This is a genomic window from Haladaptatus sp. QDMS2 (assembly GCF_029338295.1).
GTDB lineage: Archaea > Halobacteriota > Halobacteria > Halobacteriales > Halococcaceae > QDMS2.
This window is the reverse complement of sequence record NZ_CP119791.1, coordinates 39,518-56,093: the sequence shown is the minus strand read 5'-3', so window position 1 is coordinate 56,093 and position 16,576 is coordinate 39,518. Positions and strand designations below refer to the sequence as shown.

20 protein-coding genes and 1 tRNA gene are annotated in these 16,576 nt (G+C 58.4%); 11 read left to right on the top strand and 10 right to left on the bottom strand.

What is annotated here, in order from left to right; genetic code table 11:
• Positions 1-61 precede the first annotated feature (61 nt).
• Positions 62-355, bottom strand: a complete 294-nt coding sequence (locus P1M51_RS00310; protein ID WP_276274725.1) for a hypothetical protein — start codon at positions 353-355, stop codon at positions 62-64.
• A 91-nt stretch (positions 356-446) separates the two neighbouring features.
• Entirely contained in the window at positions 447-599 is a 153-nt protein-coding gene (locus tag P1M51_RS00305) for a hypothetical protein (RefSeq protein ID WP_276274724.1), read from the bottom strand.
• A gap of 222 nt (positions 600-821) precedes the next feature.
• On the opposite strand from P1M51_RS00305, the gene P1M51_RS00300 reads away from it, so the two are divergent.
• The 5 genes from P1M51_RS00300 to P1M51_RS00280 all read left to right on the top strand — a co-directional run bounded on the left by P1M51_RS00300 (position 822) and on the right by P1M51_RS00280 (position 4,225).
• Positions 822-1,361 carry a GNAT family N-acetyltransferase gene (locus tag P1M51_RS00300; protein WP_276274723.1) on the top strand — a complete coding sequence of 180 codons (540 nt, stop codon included), beginning with the start codon at positions 822-824 and terminating at the stop codon, positions 1,359-1,361.
• 119 nt (positions 1,362-1,480) lie between these two features.
• Positions 1,481-2,413: a replication factor A gene (locus P1M51_RS00295; protein ID WP_276246185.1), complete on the top strand. Its 933-nt coding sequence runs from the start codon at positions 1,481-1,483 to the stop codon at positions 2,411-2,413.
• Between the two features lie 2 nt (positions 2,414-2,415).
• Positions 2,416-3,009 carry an RPA family protein gene (locus P1M51_RS00290; protein WP_276246184.1) on the top strand — a complete coding sequence of 198 codons (594 nt, stop codon included), beginning with the start codon at positions 2,416-2,418 and terminating at the stop codon, positions 3,007-3,009.
• A 588-nt stretch (positions 3,010-3,597) separates the two neighbouring features.
• Positions 3,598-3,828 carry an antitoxin VapB family protein gene (locus P1M51_RS00285; RefSeq protein ID WP_276246183.1) on the top strand — a complete coding sequence of 77 codons (231 nt, stop codon included), beginning with the start codon at positions 3,598-3,600 and terminating at the stop codon, positions 3,826-3,828.
• Complete coding sequence (locus P1M51_RS00280; RefSeq protein WP_276246182.1) at positions 3,812-4,225, top strand: PIN domain-containing protein; 414 nt, start codon at positions 3,812-3,814, stop codon at positions 4,223-4,225. The genes P1M51_RS00285 and P1M51_RS00280 overlap by 17 nt, the downstream gene beginning before the upstream one ends.
• A gap of 36 nt (positions 4,226-4,261) precedes the next feature.
• On the opposite strand, the gene P1M51_RS00275 is transcribed toward P1M51_RS00280, so the two are convergent.
• From P1M51_RS00275 to P1M51_RS00265, 3 genes are all read right to left on the bottom strand, one after another.
• The gene (locus P1M51_RS00275) at positions 4,262-5,428 is read right to left on the bottom strand and encodes a pyridoxal phosphate-dependent aminotransferase (RefSeq protein WP_276274722.1); all 1,167 of its coding nucleotides are present in this window, start codon (positions 5,426-5,428) and stop codon (positions 4,262-4,264) included.
• Between the two features lie 430 nt (positions 5,429-5,858).
• Positions 5,859-6,797, bottom strand: a complete 939-nt coding sequence (locus tag P1M51_RS00270; RefSeq protein ID WP_276274721.1) for a winged helix-turn-helix domain-containing protein — start codon at positions 6,795-6,797, stop codon at positions 5,859-5,861.
• A 346-nt stretch (positions 6,798-7,143) separates the two neighbouring features.
• Positions 7,144-7,737: a class I SAM-dependent methyltransferase gene (locus P1M51_RS00265; protein WP_276274720.1), complete on the bottom strand. Its 594-nt coding sequence runs from the start codon at positions 7,735-7,737 to the stop codon at positions 7,144-7,146.
• 155 nt (positions 7,738-7,892) lie between these two features.
• Between P1M51_RS00265 and P1M51_RS00260 the strand changes: the two genes are divergently transcribed.
• The 3 genes from P1M51_RS00260 (at position 7,893) to P1M51_RS00250 (ending at position 9,498) form a co-directional block, all read left to right on the top strand.
• Entirely contained in the window at positions 7,893-8,114 is a 222-nt protein-coding gene (locus tag P1M51_RS00260) for a hypothetical protein (RefSeq protein ID WP_276274719.1), read from the top strand.
• A gap of 287 nt (positions 8,115-8,401) precedes the next feature.
• Positions 8,402-8,923: a hypothetical protein gene (locus P1M51_RS00255; protein ID WP_276246177.1), complete on the top strand. Its 522-nt coding sequence runs from the start codon at positions 8,402-8,404 to the stop codon at positions 8,921-8,923.
• Positions 8,924-9,084: 161 nt separating this feature from the next.
• Complete coding sequence (locus tag P1M51_RS00250) at positions 9,085-9,498, top strand: ribbon-helix-helix protein, CopG family (protein WP_276246176.1); 414 nt, start codon at positions 9,085-9,087, stop codon at positions 9,496-9,498.
• A 1-nt stretch (position 9,499) separates the two neighbouring features.
• On the opposite strand, the gene P1M51_RS00245 is transcribed toward P1M51_RS00250, so the two are convergent.
• On the bottom strand, positions 9,500-9,955 hold the full coding sequence (locus P1M51_RS00245) for a DUF5814 domain-containing protein (protein WP_276274718.1): 456 nt from the start codon (positions 9,953-9,955) through the stop codon (positions 9,500-9,502).
• Between the two features lie 98 nt (positions 9,956-10,053).
• Between P1M51_RS00245 and P1M51_RS00240 the strand changes: the two genes are divergently transcribed.
• Positions 10,054-10,126, top strand: a tRNA-His gene (locus tag P1M51_RS00240).
• 116 nt (positions 10,127-10,242) lie between these two features.
• Here the strand turns inward: P1M51_RS00240 and P1M51_RS00235 are convergent.
• From P1M51_RS00235 to P1M51_RS00225, 3 genes are all read right to left on the bottom strand, one after another.
• Positions 10,243-10,677, bottom strand: a complete 435-nt coding sequence (locus tag P1M51_RS00235; protein ID WP_276274986.1) for an HNH endonuclease — start codon at positions 10,675-10,677, stop codon at positions 10,243-10,245.
• Between the two features lie 746 nt (positions 10,678-11,423).
• Positions 11,424-11,705 carry a hypothetical protein gene (locus P1M51_RS00230; RefSeq protein WP_276274717.1) on the bottom strand — a complete coding sequence of 94 codons (282 nt, stop codon included), beginning with the start codon at positions 11,703-11,705 and terminating at the stop codon, positions 11,424-11,426.
• Between the two features lie 218 nt (positions 11,706-11,923).
• Positions 11,924-12,115, bottom strand: a complete 192-nt coding sequence (locus tag P1M51_RS00225) for a hypothetical protein (RefSeq protein ID WP_276274716.1) — start codon at positions 12,113-12,115, stop codon at positions 11,924-11,926.
• 287 nt (positions 12,116-12,402) lie between these two features.
• Here P1M51_RS00225 and P1M51_RS00220 point away from each other — a divergent pair, with 287 nt between their 5' ends.
• Positions 12,403-13,542, top strand: coding sequence for an acyl-CoA dehydrogenase family protein (locus P1M51_RS00220; protein WP_276274715.1), 1,140 nt, complete (start codon positions 12,403-12,405; stop codon positions 13,540-13,542).
• A 73-nt stretch (positions 13,543-13,615) separates the two neighbouring features.
• Positions 13,616-14,341 (top strand): helix-turn-helix domain-containing protein, encoded by a 726-nt coding sequence (locus P1M51_RS00215; RefSeq protein ID WP_276274714.1) that lies wholly within the window; start codon positions 13,616-13,618, stop codon positions 14,339-14,341.
• 557 nt (positions 14,342-14,898) lie between these two features.
• Here P1M51_RS00215 and P1M51_RS00210 read toward each other — a convergent pair.
• Positions 14,899-16,572 carry an MFS transporter gene (locus P1M51_RS00210; protein ID WP_276274713.1) on the bottom strand — a complete coding sequence of 558 codons (1,674 nt, stop codon included), beginning with the start codon at positions 16,570-16,572 and terminating at the stop codon, positions 14,899-14,901.
• Positions 16,573-16,576: the final 4 nt, after the last annotated feature.

Here is a 16,576-nt window from a genome sequence, read left to right as displayed (position 1 = left end):
ACACGAGAATCGAGAGAGTGCTACCAGATAGCATACCGCAGTGAAGAGCGATCGAGGCAGTTTACCACGTTTCGATGATACCTTCGCGAATGTCTTCGAGACAGCCCTGACAGTCTACGCTTTCGGCGTCGAAGCAGTGGGGATGTTGCTGGGCGTCGAGGCTGACAGTACGGCGCTCTGCGTACCGGCGACAGACGATGTTCATCTCGCGGCCGCCGTCGGTCTCTGGGGCGTCCGGCGTGCGCGACCGCTCCCCTCGCCCTTCGCGATACTCGTAGCGTGCCCGCCCCATCTGACGGCCCGCCTTGCGAAACTGCTGGCGGATGAGGCGTTCGATGCGCCGCCGGTTACTCATGCAGGGTGGTTGGGCACGGAGATACAAAGCGTCACGGGGCGGGGAACATGTCCCGTGGGCTTGCTCCCGGTTTCGAGCGATGCTCTTCGTCTCATCGCCATCGCCCCCCGGAGAAGGACCAATCGTCCATTTTCGACGACCCGCCTCCCAGGATGTACGCGAACAGGAGCGCGAAGGTGGCGAACCCGATGATTATCAAGAATTTGAGGGCCGAGGGAGGGATGATGTCAATCACGGGGAACATGGGCAGTGAACCTGCATCTTGCTTCGATGCTAATAGGTCTTCAGGTGTCCAGCATTGCTGTTCTTCCCAGGGATAACGTTTTTGCGTCTGCTCCGAAAGGTCTCAAACAGGTACCCGATGCTCGTTTCCACCTGTTTCTGACCGGATTCACGTTCGACGCACGAGTTGGCTGAGTCCCGTCTGCGCACGCACCGATTTTCAGACCGAGTCACAACCACCAGTATGTCACGAACACCGTATCTACAGACCGAACGCCTCGACCTCCGACCAGTCACCCGCGACGACGAGGCCTTCCTGAATTCACACCTGAACCACCCGAAAATCCGCCAGTACATCAGCATCTTCCGGACGCCGTACTCCGAGATGGAACAGGAGGACTCCTACGAGGAGTTCCACACCGGCGACGACGTCGTCTCGCTCGTCCTCTGGGACGGTGACGAACGCGTTGGGCACGCGGGACTCATGCCCTTTAACGACCGGAACAAACTCGGCAACCTCGGCTACTGGATTGCGCCCGAATACTGGGGCGAAGGCTATGCCACCGAAGCCGCCGAGGCAATCATCCAGTTCGGCTTCCAAGAACTCGGCCTCCACCGTATCGACGCGTGGATAGAAGCCCCGAACGAAGGCTCTCGGCGCGTCGTCGAAAAGCTCGGCTTCACTCACGAAGGCACCAAGCGAAAGTCCGAATTCACCGGCGGCGAGTGGGTCGACCAAGTCATCTACGGCCTGCTCGCCTCTGAGTGGGAACCGGAGGCTTAAGTCCCAAAACGGAATCGCACGAGGGAATCACTTTCAGCCCGCTCACCATACTTTTTATACCATTGGGAACCAACCGTCGTATGTCTCCCATTGAAAACAGGCGGAGACAGTGAAACCCAATGACAGATGTGCACCAGCACGCAGTAGAGATACACGAGCAGTTTTCAGACAAACTCGAGTTGACCGTCGAAGACGTAGCAGAGCGTCTCGAGAAACTCGTAAACGAATACAAGGTCCCCGTAGACGAGGCCCGTCGCAGCGTCACGAGCCACTACCTGGACGAAGCCGGCATGGAGCGCGAAGACCTCCGTGGCGCAGGCGGCAACCAGGAGATGGAAATCGCGGACGTAGACGAGCCAGAGCAGTGGCTCGACCTGACCGCAAAGGTCGTCGACCTCTGGGAACCCGGCCACGAATCCATCGGGCAGGTCGGCCTGCTCGGTGACCCGACCGGCACGATCAAGTTCACGAAGTGGGCGAAATCGGACCTCCCCGAACTCGAAGAAGGGAAGGTCTACCGCTTCTCGAACGTCGTCACCGACGAGTACCAGGGCCGATTCTCGGTCAAGCTCAACCGGACGACCGGCATCGAGGAACTCGACGAGGACTTGGAAGTCGGCGACAACGAAGCCGAAATCGAAGGCGCACTGGTGGACATCCAGAGCGGCAGCGGACTCATCAAGCGCTGTCCGGAGGAGGACTGCACGCGCGTCCTCCAGAACGGACGGTGTTCAGAACACGGTGAGGTCGAAGGCGAGTTCGACCTCCGCATCAAGGGCGTCGTCGACGACGGCGTGAACGTCCACGAGACCATCTTCAACAAGGAAGCCACCGAGGAACTCACCGGGATTACCTTGGAGAAGGCAAAGGAGATGGCCATGGACGCACTCGACACGACCATCGTCGCAGACGAGATGCGCGAGAAAGTCCTCGGGCGCTACTACCGCATCAGTGGCCCGACGCTCGGACGCTACGTCCTGGCGAACAGTTTCGAAGAACTGACCGGCCCGGTCGATGCCGAAGCAGTCCTCATCAAAGCGAGGTCGATGTAACCATGAGTTCCGCACCCACCCGAGAAGTCGCTCGACGGGTTTTCGCCCGCGAGTTCAACGACGCAGGCTACACGTTCAAAGAATCGGACGACGAACGCGCCCCGGTCTACCTGCTGCTCCCGACGGGCGAACGCGCAAACCGCGTGTTCGTCGTCGGCACGCTCACCGAGAAAGAAGACGTCGGTGAGGACAGCGAGTACTGGCGCGGCCGCGTCGTCGACCCGACGGGGACGTTTTTCGTCTACGCTGGCCAGTACCAGCCGGAAGCCGCGAGCGTCCTCCGTGACGTCGAAGCCCCGGCGTACGTTGCAATCGCAGGCAAGCCACGCACCTACGAGACGGACGACGGCTCCATCAACGTCTCCATCCGACCGGAGTCCATCTCCGTCGTCTCCGCCGAGACGCGCGACCGCTGGGTCGTCGAAACCGCAGAGCGCACGATGGACCGCATCGAAGCGTTCGACGACGAGACCAACGAGTACGCGCGCATGGCCAAAGAGCAGTACGACCTGCCCGTAGAGCGCTACAAGCAGGAAGTGCTCACCGCACTCGAAAGCTTAGACGAGAGCGAAGCGGTCGAAGCCGACGCCGCGTAAGCGGCTCTGATAGACGCCGACGCTTTTTTCGAAGCCAATCTCACTCGTAGACGCGAAGCGATCGGGTTGTTGCCATCCAGAAAGCTACTCCTTCGTGCAGTTAGTGAACCTGTTGCAGTCTTTGCATGCTGCCCAGAATAAGTGGTGATGACCTTTGACATCCTCCACACGACTGAAGTCGTGGGATTCCTCGCGCTTGGGGTCGGTCGTTCCGACACCAACGGAGGCACCTTCCCTCCCGAGGGAGGTCTCGGTTTGTAGGTGATGCGTCGGGGCGGTGGGCGCGTGGTGACGCCAGTCCGTTCGGACTACCCTGCTGACACCCTACAGGCCGTGCCATCGACCCGACTCGGACTTGCGTCCGAGCCTCACTTGGGTAGGGTTGCTTTTTGGTGACGGAGACCCCAAGCCAACTCCAAGTTTCCCGTGAGTTGCGTTAACATCCGACCCCATTCAAGCTAAGTATTGCGGTGTTGACGGGATTGGTCGGATTCATCCCACGACTGAAGTCGTGGGCTTTCTCCTTGAATCTCTGTAATCTGAGCGGTGGCCGATAATTATATCCACTATGTATACATGTGTATACATATGAGCACGGACTACAAGAACGTCCGCCTGACGAAGGACGCCTACCACGCACTGGAGCGGCGCAAGCGCGAGGGCGAGACCTTCTCTGAAGCGGTCGCGCGGTTGGCCAGCGAGCGGCCGATTAGCGACCTTGCCGGACTGTTTACCGATACGGAAATCGAAGAGATCCGGGCGGCCCGAAGCCGAGCCTACGACGAGTATTCCCCGCAACACCGTGCGGAGCGCGAGTGACGTGATTCTGGATACGTCGTTTCTGGAAGACGTCGGACGAGAGGATGCAGCCGCTCTCGAGAAAGCCGCTACACTACAAGACCAACAGATTCCAGAACGCCTCTCCGTGATGACGCTCTATGAGCTGTACTGGGGCATTGGCTACGTCAACCGTCCACAGGCCGAACGCGATAAGGTCGATGCGATTCTCGGCACAAAGGAAGTATACCAGGTGACGCCTGCCATCGCGCGGAAAGCCGGACGAATTGCAGGTGAACTCGCTCGCCAGGGCAAGCCATTGAACGACCCGGGCGACGAACTCATTGGTGCGACAGGGCTCGTCCATGAAGAGCCAGTATTGACGAAAAACCTCGACCACTTCGAGCGGATTTCGGGCCTTGAGGTCGAAACCTACTGACACGCCTACAGCGGGTCCCTTGATTCGCGGGATGACTCAGGTCTCTGTCTTCACCATCTGCTCGAAGCGGTCGAGGCCGCGTTCGATGCGTTCTAAGTCGTTCGCGAAACTGAAGCGGAGATATCCCTCTCCGGCGTCGCCAAATGCGCTTCCCGGCGCAGCGACCACGTCGTACTCGAAGAGCAGGCGCTCTGCGACCTCGAGGCTCGACCCCGAAAGCGCGCTCACGTCGACGAACGCGTAGAACGCGCCTTCGGGTGGCGTCATCGAGACGCCGGGAAGGTCGGCAATTCGCTCGACGACCGCGTCGCGCCGCCGTTCGAAAGCCGCCTTCATCTCGCGAACTGGGCCATCAGGACCGGTGAGTGCGGCAAGCGCAGCATACTGCGCGGGCGTGTTCACACACGAGGTGGTACTCTCGTGGATCTTCGTCGCGGCCGCGGTCACGGGTTCGGGACCGCTCAGCCACCCGACGCGCCACCCCGTCATCGCGTACGTCTTCGAGCAAGAGTCGATGGTCACGACCCGCTCTGGATGCTCCGTGACGGCCGCGAGGCTCGGCTGAGACCGCCCATATGTGAGTTCGTGATACACCTCGTCGGCGATGACGTAGGCATCGTGGTCGACGGCCGCCTCGACGACACGCTCCATCGCCGAGACGTCGAAGACCCGACCGGTCGGGTTCGACGGCGAGGTCAGGACGACGGCACCGGTTCGGTCGGTGATGGCGTCAACGATTCGGTCTGCGTCGAACGCGAAGCCGTCGTCGGCAGGCAGTGGCACCTCGACCGGAACGGCGTTCGCTAACCGCGTCTGTGAGAGGGGGTTCGGCCACGCTGGCGTGGGCACGACGACTTCGTCACCAGGGTCGGTGACGGTCAATAGTGTGAGGTAGAGTGCCTCCACGCCGCCGGTAGTCACGACCACGCGCTCTGGGTCCGCGTCGACGTCGCGACCGCGGAGTCTATCGGCGATTGACTGCCTGAGCGCCTCGATACCGGCGTTTGGCGTGTAGTTCGTCCGTCCCTCGCGCGCCGCCGTCACCGCCGCGTCGACCACGTGCGCCGGCGTGTGAAAATCCGGTTCGCCGACTTCGAGGTGGACCAAATCGTCAGCGTCGTGTTCGCTTGCCAGGTCGAACAGCCGACGAATCTGTTGGGGCGCAATCTGTGCGACTCGATTCGACACGGCACGCTCTGTCATGGGTCGTACTGTGTGAACCAGTCTCTTGGCTATTCGGGTCCCATCAACCCGTGGCTGCGAAGCTTCCCTGTTTTCCGTTCGCCTTCGCGTTTCTGGCGGCTGGCCAGTGACCGACTTGGAACTCGGGGTTAGTACAGTCGAAGAAGCACCTCCCGATGCTAGCAGACGCAGCGTGCTGGGGATAGAGGGGATATGCAGTATCGGGCTGTGGTATGCGACTTGTTCAGATTCCGTTTGAATTGTGTGGCGTAGTTATTGCTGTAAGATCTGTCAATGAAAGAAGTTGTAACAAGAGTGATACTGACTATATAGCCCACGTCGGTCACGTATCTCTGTGAGTTACCTTATCCACGCGGACAGACTGATGGGACAGCACTCAAGACGCTCGCGTCGCATCGGGAGCCGACACTCGCTCACAATATATCGATCCTCACCCCACTGAAACGACCTCGAACGCTTCGTCGAGCGTCAGAACCAGTTCATCTCCTCCGATACCGACTGTGAGTCGGACCGAAAGCGGGTCCGCCGAAACGACATCGAGGGCCGACGGGTCGATGGTCCAAGGCAGTTCCCAGCGCGGGCAGGCCCGGATGTCGATTCCGTGGTCGTCGTAGAGCGCGACGATCGCGGGATGGTCGATAACCGAATCGCCCGGGGAAGCGGTGACCCAGGCATTACAGTGCGGACAGATGTACCAAGCTCTGACCATCCCGGCTCGTTCTGGGTCAAGGACCGGCGACTGGATGGGCACCTCGGAGATGTCCCTCGAGACGGTCCGCTCGTTCGTGCCGTTACAGACTGGGCACATCCCCGCGACCGCGAGGTCGATGTCTGCTCGTACCGAGTGTTCGGCGGCCAGTAACGCCTCCTCGGGCGTGCGTCCGACCAGCCCGTTTGGCGGGAACCACATCCGGGCGTGGAGTCGCTCGCACGCGGAACACGCGACGAAGAACATCTCGTCGGTGTACTGTGCCTCGAGCGGCGAGCCACACGCGTAACACTCCCCGGTCGTCTCGAACGCGTCGATTTCGGGGTGCTCGGTCAGGTAGCCTGTCCGCACGGTACAGATGACTCTCGCTCCCGCCTGCCGAAGGATGTACTGCCCGTCGTCCTTCTCGACGAACCCACCATCTACCAGTTTCTTGAGGTGGAAGTGGAACTGCGAGCCGTCACGCATCCCGACGGCTTTCCGGAGGTCCGTGAACGTCCACGCTCTCGTTCCCTTTGGTCCCCAGAGCGTGTCGAGGATGGCCAGACGGGTTTCGTTCCCGATGGTCTTGAACGCTACATCGGGGGAGAGTGTGCGTGGGTCAGCCGCTGATTCACCCGTTTCGGCGCTCCGCTGGTCTGCTGCATCTTCTGTGGTCATCTGGATTAGTAGACTGATGGGGACTCGCTTCGAAGGTTCTACGACATGAAAGATGATTAATATTCGTGGAGGTCTTCGAGTCGTCGTTCTCCTGATCGCGGAGTAAGACAGCTATGCATGCGCCGAGTTATCTGTCCGTCCAAATGAATCGAGGAGTGAACCGAGGTTCGCGTTTGCTGAAAAAGCGCCCTCTATTCAGAACGAACGCTGGACGCTGTTCAGATACTGGCAGACGCAGCATGCGGGATATTGAGAGTGCATTCTGCACACGCTCATAGAATGCGATTCGCTCAGATTTCAACTCCTCCATACGGCTGAGCTTTCGATAGAAAACTGCTAGTGAGTGCTATCGGGTGGCGATGAGAACACCGACTGACTCAGTGATGATTTCAACATCAGTGAGCGTAAACCCTGCATCCACGAGGCAATTTGCGACGGTTCCCATCCGTGGCAGCGTCTCATACTCGCTCGAGGACTCTACCGGCCCGAAACGCATCTTGTCGGCGACCACTATGCACCGTGGATTCAACGACGCGAGCCCGTCGATGGCGGCGCGTAATTCGTTCTCGCCCCCTTCGTCGTAGGCCATGTAGAGGGCGTAGCTGGCGACGACGACGTCCACCGGTTCCTCGACGTTCGGTTCTCGGAACGACCCGTGGTCGAACGAGACGTTCTCGACGCCGCGCTGTGCAGCCTTTTCACGAGCGTACTGGAGCCACTCGTCGAAGATGTCTCGCCCGAGCACGTGGCCACACTTCGACGCGAGTTCGAGCGCGACGATGCCGGTCCCCGTCCCGATGTCGAGCACCACGTCGTCCGGCTCGATGGGCGCGTGTGCGAAAAGATACGACAGACACCGCTGGTACACTTCGTCTGCCTCGCTGTCCGCATCGTAGTCCATCGGGGTGTAGCCGTGAGACTCGCCTTCTGTGTCGGCCATTGTACAGCGACTAAGTCGTGCTGGTGGATAAGGGTCTCAAGAATTATGATTGACACATTCGACCGACCAGCGCTGTGTTCAGCACTGAATGCGAGACAACCACCGACGACGCTACCGTTCGAAGCAAATTTGTCGGTGAGTTATCTATTTCGAACATGACCACGGTGAAACGGCTCTACAACCGCAGCGATGCGTGGTTGCAGGGGTTGCCTCAGGGGAAATACGCCGCCTTCTTGGGATTGGCAGGCGGCGTCGGCATTCTCATCGCTGGATATCTGTTGAGTGACGAGTTCATCCTCATTCAGGCGCTCACGATGACCGTCATCATGTTCACCCTGGCGTACGCGTTCGGACTCCACCAGACGGCAGAGGGGTGACGGAGCAATCGGTAAATCGTCGGGCAAACAAGTACTAAGGTATGGGAAACCACGCCAATCACAGTCGACACGGGTTGCCACAGGGCTATGGCCCTCAAAGTCATGCGACGTTGGGTGGGTTAACAGTGGCTGACGCTGGCTTCCGCTTTGTACCCACAGACACCCGTTTCACTCCCAATACACCCCGAGACTGGCAGTTCCAAATCGTTACGGCAACCGGAAAGGTCGTTACCGAATTCGACGAGTCGCATGGACAGCGCGCCCATCTGATCGTCGTTCGGCGAGACTTGACTCGATTTCAGCACCTCCATCCCGCACTCGGCGACGATGGGACGTGGCGTGTCGAGGCATTCACACTCCCTGACCCAGGAGTATACCGGGCATTCGTCGACCTCGTTGTCGATGGGAATCCAACCACACTCGGATTCGACCTCTTTGCGTCGGGCCAGATGGACGTAGCCCCACGGCCAGAAACATCGTACCGTGATACGGCTACAGGATACGACGTCGAACTCCAAGTGAGTGCGGTTCTGGCTGGTACGTCGGTCGACTTGGTATTCGAGATTGGACGTGACGGCGAACCCGTGTCGCGGTTAGAGCAATATCTGGGAGCGCGCGGCCATCTCGTTGCGCTCCGCGAAGGCGACCTTGCCTATCTCCACGTCCACCCTGAAACGACGGACTCCGACAGCGGGCGCGTCGAATTCAAGACAACGTTTCCAACGCCGGGGAGCTACCGGTTGTTCCTCCAATCGAAGCCAGACGGGACGCTCATCACGACCCAGCACGACATTCGAATTGAACACTGACGGTTTCTGTGAGGGTCACGAACGACTGGCTCCAGCGCGTACGATACTACCCAGACCACGGACCGTACAGATAGGAGGGTTCCCAACTGCCGATTTCAATCTTTCATATCGTGTGAATGTCTGACGAACGATTAAATAGGCTGGACGAACACCTACCTCCAATGGGCAACAAGAACAAAACCATCTCGTTTCGCGTCAACGAAGACGCCTTCGAGACCCTGCGGGAGATAGCCGAAGAGCGCGACATCTCGCTGTCCGCGGTGTTCCGCGACTACGTCCAGACGCTCGTCGCCCACGACGGCCAGGTGCGCGTCGTCCCCGAACACGAAATCCCGAGCGAAGACAGCGACAAAAAGAGCTTCCCCCCGCGCGTCGAAGTGCCAAAGAGCTTCATCCGCGAACACGAACGCCTCGAACTCGAAAACGACCACCTCCGCGAGCAGTTAGAGGAGTACAAACGCTACGTCACCCAACTCCGCCAAACGCTCGAAGACGTAGACGACGAAGAAGAAGTCATCTTGCTCGACGACTTAGACGAAGACATTGACCACGAAGAGACGTTTCACCTGAGCTAACTCAACGCGATAAGTCGCGCTTTGCCTGACTCAATTTTTCTTCCATCTCCCGGTTGTTCTCGACGCCCGCGAGTTCTTCGGCTGCTTCGAGCGTCCGAACTGAATCATCGAGAAACGAGAGGATGTCGCCTGCGTAGGCATACAGCATGTAGTCGTCGCCCATCACGTCCACGATAGAATCCGGGCCGAGGCCCTGCGCCCGCAGTTCGAGCAAGTAGGAGATGAACTTCCGCTCGGGGTGGCCACAGTACGGATTCGTCTCACAGCCACAATCCAGAAAGTCTTCGGCGAAGTCGAGGACGCGCTCCTGGGTCGCATCGTCGAGTTTCATCAGCCCCTCGCCCTGGAACAGGATGTCGAGGGTCGCGCCGCTAAACGCGCTCTTCGGGATGTTCGTCCCGAGTTGGGAGGCGATTTGGCGGTGGTTCTTCAGGTAGATTTTGTCCGTGATGGCCACGCGTGGGCGAGGCTAGGCGACTGGAGGCAAAAAGCCACACGGAGTCCGGTCGGAGTCGTAACGTATTTTAGCAAACCAGAATTAGAAGGAGATGCGTGTCCGGGTTGGGGTAGTGGACTATCCTTCAGCCTTGTGGAGGCTGAGACGCGGGTTCGATTCTCGCACCTGGACCCTTCAACTTTTTGACATTAACTCAGGAGAGGAGAAGCGTATGCTGTGTTGCGGTTTTCTCACTGCCAACCGCGAAATGACCAGAAAAGAATAGCTGACAGATATTAGTTCAACTTTCAGACATTACCTTGGAGTGAGCGGAGGTTTTCCCGCGAAATATGCCCAAATTCAGCCTTGCGATGGCATGACGGACACAGTGATATGACGTTTTGGAGGGTATGAGCGTCAGTTCTAGAGTGCTTCTCAGATTCGACAAACCACCGTACAGGGACGATGTGGTGAACATCAGGATTTCTGCCGAGGTCATCCGTGTCCGTACCACAGTGTTTGCACTCATACCCGTCGCGTTTGAGGGCCTGTTTTCGAACTCGGTTCCACCCAGTGCCGTAGTTCCCAATCGAGCCGCCGTTCCAATTGGGATGTCCTTCACCGCGAAAGGCGTCTGAGAGCCATTGGTGTCTACACTCCTCGCTGCACAGCACTGTCTCGCCGATGTTGCTTGGATACCGCTCAACAAGTTCTCCACAAACGTCACAGGCGACAGTTTTCATTCCACCAGTCCATCGAGGATTTGCAGAACCGTTCAGTGCAGGCGTCGATTGCCACGAGCTGTTTTCTACACAATCAGGACAGTACAATCCCTTCTTCATCGACGGATAGTATTCGAACTCCGCTTCGCAGAGTTGGCACGTTGCGGTGGACTTCCCGCCTTTGTAATTCGGATTCTTCTCGCCTGCAAACGAGACAGCATCGTCGTGGCATTCACTGGAGCAGTATGCCTTCTCGTGAGGGGAGTAGAACTTGGCATCGCAGTGAGCACACGTGTAATTGGGGAGTTCCTCGCCGTGGGTTCTGGCGTGATGGACTTTCATGCCCCGAGAGCTGGAGAACACACGACCACAGGTAGGACACGGGGTGTCCGTCATTGTGACCGTCTCCGTGGGTGGTTGTTCGTAGTTGGTACTATGGTTGCTTCGACGTTTGTTTCATCCATTTGGAATCAGCAGGCCCGACAAAACGCGCCTGCACCCCTTGCAGGCGCGTGAAAAATTGGCGTCTCGCATTGCTGTATGAAGTCTTCAGACGAAGGCTCCCCAACTCGCAAATCAAATCTCAACGTAACTGGTGAGGTGAGCGGCCCTGTTTGAATCCGCAGATGCGGATTCGTTGTTGAGTCGTGCTGAATGCAGCGCGCATTTTCAGCAGCAGTCAGTTCGATAACTGGATGAGAGACACCGGCCACCGAATATGCGGTCCTTCTGGAGTGGCCAGCAGGCCAGATGGGACGACACGGCCATCACACCCCCACGACACCCACATACACGAGTACGAGCAAGACGAGACCGAGTAGGACACTCGCCAGTGCGATTTGCCGTTCACGCGGGGTGAGCGGACGCGTGTTGATGGTTTGTTCAATGACGACTCCCAGCGCCGTGCCCGTAGCAGCGAACAGGATTACGCCGATGACGACGTTGTGGGACATAATCCACGCGACTCCTCCAAAGACGGCGCCGAGCAGGAATCCGATGGCGAACCCTACTCCTTCTGGGTACGCCTGCGGAGACGATTCAACGTCCATATGTAGAGTAGGCTCGATGACAGAAAATACGTGACTGTGTGTCTCACTACCAAAAACCGTCTACACCGGACTCCGCTGCCATGAGTCGTATGCCGAGTGCAGAATGATGAGAGAACAGGGGTTACCGAGCGAGTCGTGGTCGGCAGGTAGCGCGATCGTTCATACTACATCGAAGTATTGTATCAAGTTATCACTCTTATATCACGTGCTGAGAGTCCTCACGAGCCCCGTTTTTCGACTATCAGGAGGAAAATTAGCTTCTTACTGACCCCAATTATCTGGAGGAGACCCGTCTTCTGGATGTTTGGGAGTATTGACACGACCTCCCCGTCAAGCGTATTCAGGTAGTCTTTCAACTGCTCTCGATATCGTTCCATATCGATCGGGAAGCGATGCACGTCGTACTCCATCACACATGATTATTTACCATCACTAATAGTGACTATTACGGACTGTAGAGCCCCAACGCCACCGAGTTGTGAGAACCCACGCTTGCTGCATACGGCCCCTGAGTCGGTCACGACGTTCATGACACACCTCGAGTAGTTCGAACGGCCCGTGCTGAACTCAGCGCGCAAGTCGGTCACAGATTGGGATGAAAACTCGTTCAGTATAGAAAATCCTCTTGATGGGTATATCCAGCTAGCCTGCTATAGCAGGTTCCACATTTACTCGGTTAGGTGCATACCCATGATATATGAGGTTCGACCTGACGGAAAATCAACGGGAGCTTCGAGATGAGGTTCGGGAGTTTACAAAAAAGGAAATCGAACCAAAGGCGAGAGACCTCGACCGAAAGGAGCAGTACCCGAGCACGATTTTCGACGAACTCGGCGAACGTCGTTTGACGGGCGTGACGCTTCCGGAAGAATACGGGGGCCGGGGCGAAGGCCTCGTCGAACTCGCGTTGATGATCGAAGAGCTATCGGCTGGACTCATGTCCGTGGCAAGTGCCATCGGACTCCACATCGGAGTTGCGACAGTCATCGAGCGCTTCGGAACCAAGGCACAGCGCGAGGACTTCCTTCCAGAGATGGTGTCCTTCGACACTGTCGGCGCACTCGGCTTGAGTGAGGCGAACGCGGGGAGTAATAAATTGGAGATGGAGACCACCGCTGAACGTAACGAGGATGAGTGGGTACTCAACGGCCACAAACAGTGGGTGACGAACTTCTTTGACTCGGACTACGTCCTTACGTACGCGAAGACTGGCCCCGAGGAGGACGCCCCACACAACATCAGCGCGTTTCTCGTACCAACCGATGATTTCGAAATCGAGACAGTATGGGAGACACTGGGCGCGAACAGCGTCAAATCCCCGCGCGTCTCCCTCTCGAACGTTCACGTTCCCGATGACCGACTCGTCGGCGAGGAGGGCGAGGGCTACGTTCAGCGTGGAGAGATACATACGGGTGTGAACGTCCCAGCTCGCGGTGTCGGTATCGCCCGCGCTGCCCTCGAAGATACGGTGGCCTACACGAGCGCGCGTAAGCAGTACGGCCAGCACATCAGCAACTTCCAAGGTGTAGGATGGGAGGTCGGGAAGATGGCTGAACGAGTCGATACCGCCCGGTTACTCACCCTCCGCGCGGCCGACCGTGCCGAACGTGGATACGACGTCACACGCGAGTTCAGCATGGCGAAAATCAACGCCACACAGGCCGCCGTGGACAACGCAAACGACGCGATTCAACTCCACGGTGGTATCGGCTACACGACTGAGCACCATGTCGAGCGGTATCTGCGCGACGCGAAACTCCTCACGATTGCCGGTGGCCCGAACGAAGGTCACAAGAACACGCTTGCTGAGGCCGTCTTCGAGCGACATGATAACTGACCAAGAGGGTTGTCGGCTGTCTTCCCAGGCTCACAGAACCGTTATCGGGCTGTAGGGGATATTCGATATTACGATGACGTCTCCCGAGTGGTCTGACGAAGCACTTCAGGTATCTCTCGACCTCTGGTACCCAGAATGCTGGGAAATCAAAATCACGGAGCGTCTCAACGTCGGGATTCTCGGTTATGGGATTTACATGACTGGCGGCGAGGTTGCGACGCTTTTCACGATCTACGCGAACAATCACGAATCGGTTACCGAGGGTATCGAAGCTATTCGTGCGTCTGAACACGTTCGTTCTGTCTCCCAGATGGCGACTGGTTTCCGACAGGCATCGATTCCAAAGCCCGGAAATGCAACGCGTGAACTCCTCGTTGTTCACGATGGGCGAAAGCAGATTAGTCAGCCACTCACTTCTCGTGGATTCGTGTGTACGGGGCCGATTGATATTCGAGATGGGAGGGAGTATTGGAGTCTCGTAACGAACCACGACCGGGAGACGGCTCGAATCAAGCTTGATGAAGTTCGTGAGCAGATGAGTGCGGAGATTCATGTGCGGAGTATGAAGCAGCAGAATCGGGGAGATGCGCCAACCACACTGCCAGTGGATCAGTTCACGAAGCGTCAGTTAGAGGTATTTCAGCTCGCTCGTGAGATGGGGTACTACGAGTATCCGAAGGAAACGTCGGCTGGCGAATTAGCGGATGAACTGGGGATTACCACTTCGACCCTCCACGAACACCTTCACAAAGTGGAGACGATTTTATTAGGGAGAGACGGCCTGACGTGGCTCGAATAGTGTCCTTCGAAATTTGTGTTCGCAACCCTACGTAACAGTCATTTTCGCTCACGAGGCTATGAAACGAACGACATCCACGTGCTGAATTCACCCTCTAAGTCTTGCACGACGCTCCTGACAGCAACTGAGGATATTTCTACGGTCGTGCTGAATATACGCTCTATACTCAGCAAGGTAGCGAACCGTTTTGAGACGTGAGGCGGATAGTTAAGACGTCGGTACCGTTCTGACGGACTGTTTCGACCAACCCAGACAGACGACACCGACGGCGTCGACGATGGAGTCGCGCGACAGCCAAACACGAGGAGGCTCGGCGACGCCGACCGAACGAGCCACACGAACAGAAGAGGACCGACACGACGAAATCCCTGGGGGTGGACCTCGGTGGGCGTTCGACGTCGGTGAATTCGCCGCTGGTCCGGCTTTTTCGAACGGACCGTTCGTCTAGTACTGGATGGAGGAGACCCCCCCGACTTCGGGACACACGCGTCGCCTGTAGCTGCGTCGACGCCGTCGGTCGAAACGTCCTGAGCGCCGCCTAAACTGCCATGTCGAGTTCACGAGTCGACGTCTGTCTCGTCTTCACCGGCCGGGAGCAGCGTCGACGCGAGCAACACGAGAAGCACAAGGAGCGTGAGAAGCAACAAGGTCGCTCGCTGGGCTTGCACGATCGCGGTGTCGAACACGCTGGCCAGCAGCTCCTGTTGTGCGGGAGAGAGACTGGCGAGGAACTCGCGCTGTGTCTCTTTCGTTGCCGTCTCGACGGCGTCTTCGAGCGCCACCACGAGTGTCGCCCGGTCACCGAACGGTACGTCTGCATCGACGGCGGTCAGCACACCAGTAACGACGCCTCCGTAGAACTGTCTCAACAAGTACGTGCCCACAATCGCGGTCCCGAACGCGTAGCCCAGCATCATCGTCGCGTTCAACAGTCCCGAGGCCGCCGCCGAATCGGCCGTCTCGACCGCAGAAAGCGTCATGTCGATGAGTTGTGCCATCACGAGGCCGAGACCGAGTCCGACCAGTACCATCGGTACGACGAGTTGCACCACCGTCGTGTCGAGGGACGTCTGGGACACGAGCGAGAGCGTGCCGAGCCCCATGAGGACGATGCCACCCTGAATGAGCAGTTTCGGCGGGACGAACCGTCGCCAGTCGGTCGTAAAGATCGACGCGACGAACGTCGCGACCGAGAACGGGAGCATCGCGACCCCCGTCTCGAACGCGGTGTATCCGGCGCCGGACTGGAGGAAGACGGGGATGATGAAGATGAATCCGGCGAGGACCAGGGACCGAACGGCGTTCGTGACCACACCTGCAGTGAACGGGCCGTTCGCCAAGAGCCGAACCGGAACCAGCGGTGACCCACCGTCCCGCTCGATTCGACGCTCGTACTGGACGAAAACCGCGAAGACGACGAGTCCCAGGCCGATGAGCCAGACGGTGGGAGATGCCCCGAACAGGTCGAGTTGCCAGACCCCAATGACGAACGGTCGACGAGCCGCCAGCCAGCCGTATCGGCCGGCCAGTAGCACACCCGCGACGAGGGCCGTCGTCCCGACGATAGAGAGGAGCGCCCCACCGACGTCTAACTTCGAACGAGTGGTGGTGACGGGTTCAGCGGGGAGATACCGGACGAAAAAGAGTGCGACGAGGACGATCAGCACCTCGATACCGAACCCCCACCGCCAACTTGCAAACGTCGTGACCGCCCCGCCCAGCAGTGGCCCGAACGCGGCCCCAGCCGCGTTCACCCCGGCGAGAATTCCGAGGGCCTTCGCCCGGTCTACGCCCTCGTAGCTGACGAGGAGGACCGTGAACGTCAGCGGGAGTAAGACGGCGGCTGCGGCACCCTCGATGACCGACCACCCGATGTAGAGGACGATGATGTTCCAACTCACCGCTGCCAGCGTCGTCCCGACCGCGTAGACGATGAGCGTCGCCGTCATCAGCCGTCGAACCCCGTACATCGACGACAGTTTGCCACCGGGAAGGATCAACGCCGCCATGACCATCGCGTAGAACGAGATCGCGCCTTGCACGACTGTGACGGTCGTCTCGAGGTCGACCACGATCGACGGAATCGCGACGTTCATCAACGTCGAATCGATGACGCCGATGAACATCGCGAGACTCACCGCGATCGCTGGCCCCCAGTACGCCAACCCTCCCGACGAATTCGCCACCTGTGCGTCCGCTTCGAGAGTGGGAGTGCTCGCGTCGGATTCCATGCAC

What these genes read in the sequence shown, in the direction of transcription:
- P1M51_RS00295 (WP_276246185.1), top strand. Translation starts at nt 1,481, where the DNA reads ATGACAGATGTGCACCAGCACGCAGTAGAGATACACGAGCAGTTTTCA.
- P1M51_RS00225 (WP_276274716.1), bottom strand. Translation starts at nt 12,115, where the DNA reads ATGGAGTACGACGTGCATCGCTTCCCGATCGATATGGAACGATATCGA.
- P1M51_RS00290 (WP_276246184.1), top strand. Translation starts at nt 2,416, where the DNA reads ATGAGTTCCGCACCCACCCGAGAAGTCGCTCGACGGGTTTTCGCCCGC.
- P1M51_RS00285 (WP_276246183.1), top strand. Translation starts at nt 3,598, where the DNA reads ATGAGCACGGACTACAAGAACGTCCGCCTGACGAAGGACGCCTACCAC.
- P1M51_RS00275 (WP_276274722.1), bottom strand. Translation starts at nt 5,428, where the DNA reads ATGACAGAGCGTGCCGTGTCGAATCGAGTCGCACAGATTGCGCCCCAA.
- P1M51_RS00230 (WP_276274717.1), bottom strand. Translation starts at nt 11,705, where the DNA reads ATGGACGTTGAATCGTCTCCGCAGGCGTACCCAGAAGGAGTAGGGTTC.
- P1M51_RS00265 (WP_276274720.1), bottom strand. Translation starts at nt 7,737, where the DNA reads ATGGCCGACACAGAAGGCGAGTCTCACGGCTACACCCCGATGGACTAC.
- P1M51_RS00235 (WP_276274986.1), bottom strand. Translation starts at nt 10,677, where the DNA reads ATGAAAACTGTCGCCTGTGACGTTTGTGGAGAACTTGTTGAGCGGTAT.
- P1M51_RS00270 (WP_276274721.1), bottom strand. Translation starts at nt 6,797, where the DNA reads ATGACCACAGAAGATGCAGCAGACCAGCGGAGCGCCGAAACGGGTGAA.
- P1M51_RS00305 (WP_276274724.1), bottom strand. Translation starts at nt 599, where the DNA reads ATGTTCCCCGTGATTGACATCATCCCTCCCTCGGCCCTCAAATTCTTG.
- P1M51_RS00210 (WP_276274713.1), bottom strand. Translation starts at nt 16,572, where the DNA reads ATGGAATCCGACGCGAGCACTCCCACTCTCGAAGCGGACGCACAGGTG.
- P1M51_RS00300 (WP_276274723.1), top strand. Translation starts at nt 822, where the DNA reads ATGTCACGAACACCGTATCTACAGACCGAACGCCTCGACCTCCGACCA.
- P1M51_RS00260 (WP_276274719.1), top strand. Translation starts at nt 7,893, where the DNA reads ATGACCACGGTGAAACGGCTCTACAACCGCAGCGATGCGTGGTTGCAG.
- P1M51_RS00310 (WP_276274725.1), bottom strand. Translation starts at nt 355, where the DNA reads ATGAGTAACCGGCGGCGCATCGAACGCCTCATCCGCCAGCAGTTTCGC.
- P1M51_RS00215 (WP_276274714.1), top strand. Translation starts at nt 13,616, where the DNA reads ATGACGTCTCCCGAGTGGTCTGACGAAGCACTTCAGGTATCTCTCGAC.
- P1M51_RS00220 (WP_276274715.1), top strand. Translation starts at nt 12,403, where the DNA reads ATGAGGTTCGACCTGACGGAAAATCAACGGGAGCTTCGAGATGAGGTT.
- P1M51_RS00250 (WP_276246176.1), top strand. Translation starts at nt 9,085, where the DNA reads ATGGGCAACAAGAACAAAACCATCTCGTTTCGCGTCAACGAAGACGCC.